The organism is Actinoplanes sp. NPDC051405 (assembly GCF_055586185.1).
In genome coordinates this window covers 610,979-618,694 of the sequence record NZ_JBVJIR010000001.1, presented here as the reverse complement: position 1 = coordinate 618,694, position 7,716 = coordinate 610,979, and the positions used below count along the sequence as shown (strand labels likewise).

General features: G+C 74.1%; 9 protein-coding genes. 3 read left to right on the top strand and 6 right to left on the bottom strand.

The features are described 5' to 3' along the window. Positions 1-349: 349 nt before the first annotated feature. The gene (locus ACZ6S4_RS02830; RefSeq protein WP_465473235.1) at positions 350-1,183 is read right to left on the bottom strand and encodes a class I SAM-dependent methyltransferase; all 834 of its coding nucleotides are present in this window, start codon (positions 1,181-1,183) and stop codon (positions 350-352) included. 107 nt (positions 1,184-1,290) lie between these two features. Between ACZ6S4_RS02830 and ACZ6S4_RS02825 the strand changes: the two genes are divergently transcribed. Further along, positions 1,291-1,977: a winged helix-turn-helix transcriptional regulator gene (locus ACZ6S4_RS02825; protein WP_465473234.1), complete on the top strand. Its 687-nt coding sequence runs from the start codon at positions 1,291-1,293 to the stop codon at positions 1,975-1,977. A gap of 110 nt (positions 1,978-2,087) precedes the next feature. Next, a complete protein-coding gene (locus ACZ6S4_RS02820; RefSeq protein WP_465473233.1) occupies positions 2,088-2,819 on the top strand; it encodes an SDR family oxidoreductase in 732 nt (243 codons plus the stop codon). 6 nt (positions 2,820-2,825) lie between these two features. Here ACZ6S4_RS02820 and ACZ6S4_RS02815 read toward each other — a convergent pair whose 3' ends face one another. The 5 genes from ACZ6S4_RS02815 to ACZ6S4_RS02795 all read right to left on the bottom strand — a co-directional run bounded on the left by ACZ6S4_RS02815 (position 2,826) and on the right by ACZ6S4_RS02795 (position 6,861). Further along, complete coding sequence (locus ACZ6S4_RS02815) at positions 2,826-3,095, bottom strand: hypothetical protein (protein WP_465473232.1); 270 nt, start codon at positions 3,093-3,095, stop codon at positions 2,826-2,828. Positions 3,096-3,185: 90 nt separating this feature from the next. Continuing rightward, the gene (locus ACZ6S4_RS02810) at positions 3,186-3,764 is read right to left on the bottom strand and encodes a DsbA family protein (RefSeq protein WP_465473231.1); all 579 of its coding nucleotides are present in this window, start codon (positions 3,762-3,764) and stop codon (positions 3,186-3,188) included. A 20-nt stretch (positions 3,765-3,784) separates the two neighbouring features. Beyond that, positions 3,785-4,804, bottom strand: a complete 1,020-nt coding sequence (locus ACZ6S4_RS02805) for an aldo/keto reductase (RefSeq protein WP_465473230.1) — start codon at positions 4,802-4,804, stop codon at positions 3,785-3,787. A gap of 9 nt (positions 4,805-4,813) precedes the next feature. Then, on the bottom strand, positions 4,814-6,199 hold the full coding sequence (locus tag ACZ6S4_RS02800) for a sensor histidine kinase (protein ID WP_465473229.1): 1,386 nt from the start codon (positions 6,197-6,199) through the stop codon (positions 4,814-4,816). Next, positions 6,196-6,861, bottom strand: coding sequence for a response regulator transcription factor (locus tag ACZ6S4_RS02795; RefSeq protein ID WP_465473228.1), 666 nt, complete (start codon positions 6,859-6,861; stop codon positions 6,196-6,198). The genes ACZ6S4_RS02800 and ACZ6S4_RS02795 overlap by 4 nt, the downstream gene beginning before the upstream one ends. Positions 6,862-7,005: 144 nt before the next feature. On the opposite strand from ACZ6S4_RS02795, the gene ACZ6S4_RS02790 reads away from it, so the two are divergent. Beyond that, positions 7,006-7,575 carry a hypothetical protein gene (locus tag ACZ6S4_RS02790; protein WP_465473227.1) on the top strand — a complete coding sequence of 190 codons (570 nt, stop codon included), beginning with the start codon at positions 7,006-7,008 and terminating at the stop codon, positions 7,573-7,575. The last annotated feature ends 141 nt before the right edge of the window (positions 7,576-7,716 follow it).

The following is a 7,716-nucleotide window of genomic DNA, read 5'->3' as shown; positions in this document are numbered from 1 at the left end:
CGTGCGGCCGGGCAGCCTGTCGGGCCCTGCGGCCGGGCAGCCTGTCGGGCCGTGCGGCCGGGCAGCCTGTCGGGCCGTGCGGCCGGGCAGCCTGTCGGGCCGTGCGGCCGGGCAGCCTGTCGGGCCCTGCGGCCGGGCAGCCTGTCGGGCCCTGCGGCCGGGCAGCCTGTCAGGCTCCGCGGCCGCCGCGCAGCCTGTCGGGCCCACCGCGGCCGCCGGGCTCAGGTATGGTGCGCGATCATGGGCGCGATCAAACCGTGGCATCTGCTGATCTGTCTCATCGTCGTGGCGGTGATCATCGGCGGGCTCGTGGTCGCGGGCCGGGCCAGCCGCCGCAAGTAGGCGCGGCTCAGCCCGTCCGGCGGCCGGTCCACAGCAGGTAGTCCCAGTGCATGACGCCGTTGCCGCGGTCGTGGCTGCGGGCCAGGCCGGCCAGGTCCTCATCGAGCGCGGCCACGCGTTCCGGGTCGCCGGCCAGGTTGCGGTAGGCGGCGACGGTCGGGCCGTAGTGGGCCTTGAAGAAGTCGCGGAACTGCTCCCCGTCGGCGAAGCGGTCGATGACCGCGCTGTCCACCGTGGCGGTGACCTCGGCGACCCGGTCGCCGAAGAGGTCGCGGACGTGCTCCGCGCTGCCCCACAGCGGCGGCGGCTGGGTGCCCGGCGGGGGCGGCGGCGTGTACGCCTTCATCCGGCCGAAGAGCTGCCCGATGAAGCCCGGCGGCGTCCAGTTGATCATGCCGATCGTGCCGCCCGGCCGGCACACCCGCACCAGCTCGTCCGCGGCGGCTTGGTGGTGTGGTGCGAACATCACGCCGACGCACGACAGGACCACGTCGAACGAGCCGTCGGCGAACGGCAGCGCCTCGGCATCACCCTCGCGCCAGTCCACCACCGCGCCGCGCCCGGCGGCCAGGGCCCGGCCGGCCTCCAGCAGCGACGGGGTCAGGTCGCAGGCCACCACCTCGGCGCCGGTGAGCGCGGCCGGGATCGCGGCGTTGCCGGTGCCGGCGGCCACGTCGAGCACCCGCTGCCCCGGCCCGGTACGGCAGGCCTCGACCAGCGTCGCGCCGAGCCCCGGGATCACCTCGGTGGCGACGCTGGGATAGTCGCCGAGTGCCCACATCGCCCGGTGGCGGGCTTTCAGGGCACGGTCGGCCCCGGTCGTGTCCGGCTGAACGGTCATCAGCTGAGCTCCCTTCCTCGGCAGCGACGCTACGGAGCCGCCGGGAACCCGGACCAGTACAGGATGTGTACTGCCCGCACCGGCGGAACGGGCCTACGCTGCTGGCCATGGGCGCCTCGTATCACCAGTTCTGCCCCGTGGCGAAGGCCATGGAGCTGCTCGACGAACGCTGGACCCTGCTGATCGTCCGCGAGCTGGTGTCCGGCAGCAGCCGCTTCAACGACCTGCGCCGGGGACTGCCCCGGATGTCGCCGACCCTGCTGTCCAAGCGGCTGCAACAGCTGGTCGCGGCCGGCGTCGTCGAGCGGCGGCCGGCCGACGGCGAGGTCCAGTACACGCTGACCGTGGCCGGACAGGAACTGCGGCCGATCGTCGAGGCGGTGGGCGCCTGGGGAGTGCGCTGGGTCGGTGAACTCGGCGACGCGGACCTGGACCCGAAGCTGCTGCTGTGGGACATGCACCGCAACATCGACCACGCGGCGGTGCCGTCCGGCCGTACCGTCGTCGCCCTGACCTTTCCCGACGTGCCGGCGCCGCATCCCCGCTCGTGGTGGCTGGTGATCGCCGACGGCGAGGCCGACGTGTGCGACGCGGACCCGGGCCACGAGATCACCGTCAGCCTGACCGCGGACCTGCGCGCGCTGGTCGAGGTCTGGCGCGGCGACCGCACCTGGACCGAGGCGCTGCGGATCGGGCAGATGCGGGTGCACGGACCCGAGGCGGTACGCCGGGCGCTGCCCGGATGGTTCACGCTGTCGCTGTTCGCATCGGTGCCCCGGCCCGCGACGGTGTGAGGGGGTCCTGGCACTCCCAGGATCAGCGGGGATCTCCCGGCCGCCGGGAGCCCGGGGGAGTCTCCAGGTAGACGGTTCGGCAGTCGCCGGACAGCTACAAGGAGGCCCTGGTGGAGATCACCCAGCGCACAGTTCTCATCGTCGGCGGCACCTCGGGGATCGGGCGCGGGCTCGCGCGGCGGTTCGTGGACGCCGGCAGCACGGTCATCGTCGGCGGCCGCAGCCCGGAGCCGCGGGAGGGGCTGGAGACCGTCCGGATCGACGTCACCGATCCGGAGTCGGTCCGGCGCGCCCGCGACGAGGTGCTGGCGGCGCACCCCGGTCTCGACGTCGTCGTCACGATGTCCGGCGTCATGCTCACCGAGGACCTGCGCGATCCGGCGCACTTCGCCGCGGCCGAGACGACGATCGCCACGAACCTGCTCGGCACCATCCGCGTGGTCGACGCCTTCACCCCGCACCTGCTGACCCGGGGCGCCGCGACGATCATCACGGTGAGCTCGGGCATCGCCTTCCTGCCGTTCCCGCTCATGCCCAGCTACGGCGCGTCGAAGGCGGGCGTGCACGCCTACACCGAGGCGTTGCGGGCTCAGCTCGCGGGAACCGGCGTCGAGGTGGCCGAGCTGGTTCCGCCCGCCGTCGCCACCGCGGGACAGGAGCAGGTCAACCCGGCGGCGCTGCCGCTCGACGGCTACCTCGACGAGGTCATGGGGCTGCTGGCGACGGAGCCGACACCGCCGGAGATCCTGGTCGAGGGCGTACGGATGCACCGGTGGGCCGAGCGTGACGGCACCTACGCCGAGCTGGTGGAACGGCGCTCGCAGGCGCTGGCCGGCCGCTGAGCAGGATCAGTCGTTGTGGACGATCGCCTCGGCGACGCGGCGCAGCTCGCCCTGGTCCGGGCTGAAGCCCGCGGCGATGTCCGGGTGCAGGCCCGCGCGGGTCTGCTTCAACAGCTGGCCGGTCACCGTGTCGACCGGCTCGCCCGCGTAGTCGTGGCTGACCTTGTCGGTCGCGTTCTGCAGGGCGGACGTGAGCTGCTCCTCCAGCGGGCCGCGCAGCCTCTCCTCCACCGGGCTCAGCGATGCGGGGTCCAGGTGGATCTGCGGCTCGTGCATGGAGTTCTCCTCGTTGTACCGGTGACGGGTCGTACCGGTTGCGGCGCGACGCTGTGTTACCCAACCACGTCGCGCCGGCAAACCTGGTATCTAGGAGCGGCCGCGCTTGAGTTCGAAGAACGTGTCGCTGCGGGCCAGCGGGACGACCGCGTCCCAGATCGCCAGGGCTTCCTCGCGGCCCGGGACCTCGTCGATGATCGGCCCGTGCACGCCGCGCCCGGCGCCCTCGATCAGCAGCACCGGGGAGCCGATGTCCGGGCCCGCCGAGCCGAACGCCAGCTCGTGCGACGCGCGGACCGCCTCGTCCCAGGACTCGTCGTCGAGCACGGTCTTGGGATCGGGGACGCCCGCGGCCTCGGCGGCGGCCACCACGATCTCGTCGGTGAGCGCCTCGCCCGCCTCGAACGTCCGGTTGCCGAGCTCGGTGTAGAACGTGGCGATGGTGTCGTCGCGGTGGTCCGCGCGCAGCGCCTCGACCAGCCGCAGCGCCCGCGACGACGCCGCCATCATGGGCTTGTACTGGTCCGGGACGTTGTCGCCGTTGAGGATGGACAGGCTGAATGCGCGCCAGTGCAGTGTCACGTCGCGCTCCGGCGCCACGCCGACCAGCCAGCGCGAGGTGCGCCAGGTGAACGGGCATGCCGGGTCGAAGAAGTAGGTGGCCTCCATGGCTGCGATACTAGGCCGGGTCACAGAGTGCGGTTGCGCTGGTCGAGCCCGAGCGGCCCGTACGGGTAGTCCGGCGCGTGCAGGTCGCTCGCCTCGTCGAGAGCCGCGATCTCCGCCGCCTCGAGGTGCAGCTCCGCCGCCCGCAGGTTGGTCTCCAGCTGCTCGACCGTGCGGGCCCCGAGGATCGTCGAGGTCACGCCGGGCCGGTCGGTGACCCAGGCCAGCGCCACCTCGGCCATCGACACGCCGCGGGCCTCGGCCACGGACTGCACCGCGTCGATGATCGCCCAGTTCCGGTCGGTGCCGCGCCGCTCCCACGCCTCCATGCCGCGCCCGGGGTCCTCGCCGAGCCGGGTCGCGCCGCTGGGCCGCTGGTCGCGTCGGTACTTGCCGCTGAGCCACCCACCACCGAGCGGGCTCCACGGCAGCAGCCCGAGGCCGGCGTCGCGGGCGGCGGGCACGATCTCCCACTCGATCTCGCGCACCAGCAGGCTGTACTGCGGTTGCAGGGTCACCGGGGCGGCCAGGCCCAGCTCGCGGGCCAGGTGCACCGCCTTGGTGAGCTGCCAGCCGGTGAAGTTGGAGAAGCCGTAGTAGCGGATCCTGCCCTGGCGCACGAAGCTGTCCAGGGTGCGCAGGCTCTCCTCCAGCGGGGTCACCGGGTCCCAGGAGTGCGCCTGGTAGAGGTCGACGGTGTCGAGGCCGAGCCGGGTCAGCGAGGCGTCGAGCGCGCGGGTCAGGTGCCGGGCGGACAGTCCGGCGCCGTTCGGGTCGGCGGCCATCGGGAAGCGGCCCTTGGTGGCCAGCACGATCGGTTCGGTGACGTCGGTGCTGCGCGAGGCGAACCAGCGGCCGATGATCCGTTCCGACTCGCCGGCGGAGTAGACGTCGGCGGTGTCCACGAGCGTGCCGCCGGCCTCGGCGAACCGGTCGAGCTGGGCGTGCGACACCTCCTCGTCGGACTCGGCGCCGAAGGTCATGGTGCCCAGGCAGAGACTGGAGACGGCGCAGCCGCTGCGGCCGAGAGTGCGGTATTCCATTCCAGCAACCTACGTCGCGGCGGGCAGTTCCACCCGGAAGCGGGCGCCGGCCGGGCTGTCCACGTACGTCAGCTCACCGCCGTGCGCCGCCACCAGGCCGCGGGCGATCGGCAGGCCCAGCCCGGCACCGCCGGTGTCGCGGGAGCGGGAGGTGTCGCCACGGCCGAACCGTTCGAAGATCAGTGCCCGGTCGGCGGCGGGCACGCCGGACCCGGTGTCGGCCACGTCCAGCACCACGCGTTCGCCGTCGCGCCGCACGGTGACCGTCACTGTCCCGCCCGCCGGGGTGGCGTGCCGGGCGTTGTCGAGCAGGTTGGTGACGATCTGGCCCAGCCGCACCGGATCTCCGTGCACCACGGGTGCCGGCTCGGCGGAGACGGCGAAGCTCAGCTGCGGCGCCAGCGTGCGGGCGCGGGCGACCTCGGCCTCGGCCAGCCGGGCCAGGTCGACCGGTTCGGTGGCGAGCCGGATGCCGCCCTGGCCGAGCCGGGCCGTGGTGAGCAGGTCGTCGACCAGCCGGGCGGCGCGGCGGGTCTCGCGGATCATGGCCACGGCGACCCGTTCCCGCTCCGGGCGGTCCAGTTCCTCGCGCAGCAGCAGCTCGGCGTTCGCCTGCAGCCCGGCCATCGGGGTCCGCAGCTCGTGCGACGCGTCGGCCAGGAACGAGCGCATCCCGGCCTCGGCGGCGTTCGCGGTGGCCAGGGCCGCCTCCAGCTCGTCGAGCATCGAGTCGAACGCGGCCGCGGTACGGCCCAGCTCGGAGTCGGTGCGCGGGTGGCCCAGCCGGCGTCCCCGGTCGCCCGCGGCGATCCGCCCGGCCAGCGCGGTCATGTCCTCCAGCGGGCGCAGCGCCGCGCGCGACAACCGGGCGGCCGCGAGTCCGGCGAGCAGCAGGGCCAGCAACCCGCCGACAACCTCCAGGAAGACCAGCCGGCGCAGCGCGTCGGTGATCTGGCTGGTGTCCAGGCTCAGCGTGAGGACCTGGTTCCCGCTCAGCTCGGTGCGCACGAAGATGACGCTGCCGGCCGTCTCCACCGGCACCTCGGCACGGACGCCGGTGGGCCGCTGCCGGGCCGGGCCGCCGGTGGGGAAGCGCCGGCCCGGTGGCGCCGGGTCGGACGCCGCCGCGACACAGCCGCCGCCGTCGCGGACGCACAGCCGGGCGGTCACCCCGTCCCCGCGCAGCCGGTCCACGAGCTGCTGGGCGCTGAGCCGCGGGTCGAGCTGCCCGGCGAGCGCGACCCGGTCGGCCAGCCGGGTACGGGCATCAGAGTGCAGCCGGGCGGAGAGCACGATGTCGACCACGGTGAAGAGCACCACCAGGATCACGGCGAGCAGGCCGAGCACCGCCCAGGTGACCCGGCCACGCAGCGACAACGGCCGCAGCAGCCTCACGGGCGGACGACGTAGCCCAGGCCGCGGGCGGTGTGGATGAGCCGCGGGCCGTGCTGCTCGAGCTTGCGGCGCAGCGCGCTGACGTGCACCTCGACCAGGTTGGGGTCGTACTCGTCGTAGCCCCAGACCTGGGTGAGCAGCTGGGTCTTGGACAGGACCCGGCCGCGGTGCCCGGCGAGGTAGGCCAGCAGCTTGAACTCGGTCGCGGTGAGCTCCAGCGCCTGTCCCGAGCGCACCGCCAGCCGGGCGTCCTCGTCCACCACCAGGTCTCCGACCTGCACGGTGGAGGGCACTCGGCCGAGCCGGCGCAGGATCGCCCCGACCCGGGCCAGCACCTCGACGGTGGCGAAGGGCTTGACCACGTAGTCGTCGGCGCCGGCGGCGAACCCCCGGAGCCGGTCGTCGACGGCGTCGCGGGCGGTGACCATCAGCACCGCGCAGTCGCTGCGCCCGCGCAGCGCCGCGGCCAGCGCGAAGCCGTCGCGGCCGCCGGGCAGCTGCACGTCGAGCAGGGCCAGATCCGGCCGGTACGCGTCGACGACCTGCTCGAAACCGGCGCCGTCGGCCGCCTCCCGCACCTCGTGCCCCGCACCGCGCAACGCCGCCGCGAGCGGTGCCCGGATCGCGTCCTCGTCCTCCACGACCAGCACTCTCGCCACCATGGCCGAAGTATCCGCAGCGCGCCTGTGCGTGTTCGAGCACCGAGCTGAAGAACAGCTGAAGACCGCCGCCGATTCAGGCCTGCTTCAGTTTCGCGGGCGACGGTGGGACGAGCACCGAAACCGACATCCAGCACTGGAGGAGCTTTGCCACCGAACTTCAGCACCCAGCGGGCCCGGCGCGTCGCCGTGGCCGTGGCTCTCGGCGGCGGTCTCGCGCTCGGCGTCGCCGGGCTGGCCCAGGCCGCGGACACGCCGGCACCCAGCGGCTCCGCGGCGCCGTCGGCGGGCGCGGCCGCCCCCGGCCGCGGCCCGGGGCATGAGCACACACCGCACCTCGCCGGCACGGTGAAGTCGATCAGCGACACCCAGATCCTGATCACCGACCACAGCGGCTTCACCCGTCAGATCAACATCACGAGCAAGCCGGACGGGGTCGCGGTCGGCACCCGGATCCACGCCGTGGGCACGGTGAACGCGGACGGCGTCTCGCTGGACGCCACCTCGGTCGTGGTCGCGCCCGAGGGCGAGGGCAAGCGGGGCGGCGGCTGGGGCCACCGCGGCGGTGGGGGACCGGACGGTCGGGGACCGGGCGGCGAACGCGGCGGACCGCCGGCCGCGCCGAGCACGCCACCGTCGGCCGGATCGACCGCACCGAGCACGCCACCGTCAACCGGCTCGGCCGCACCGAGCGCCCCGGCACCGTCAGCGAGCTGACTGTGCGGTGAGACACCGGTGCGGGCGGCAATCCTCAACCCGCCGCCCGCGCCGTCGATTGCTCGGGAGTGAACCCACGCGCCCGCCGCGCAATCCCCGGCCTGCTGCCCGCACCGCTGTCCCGTCCCGCGTCCCCGAGGC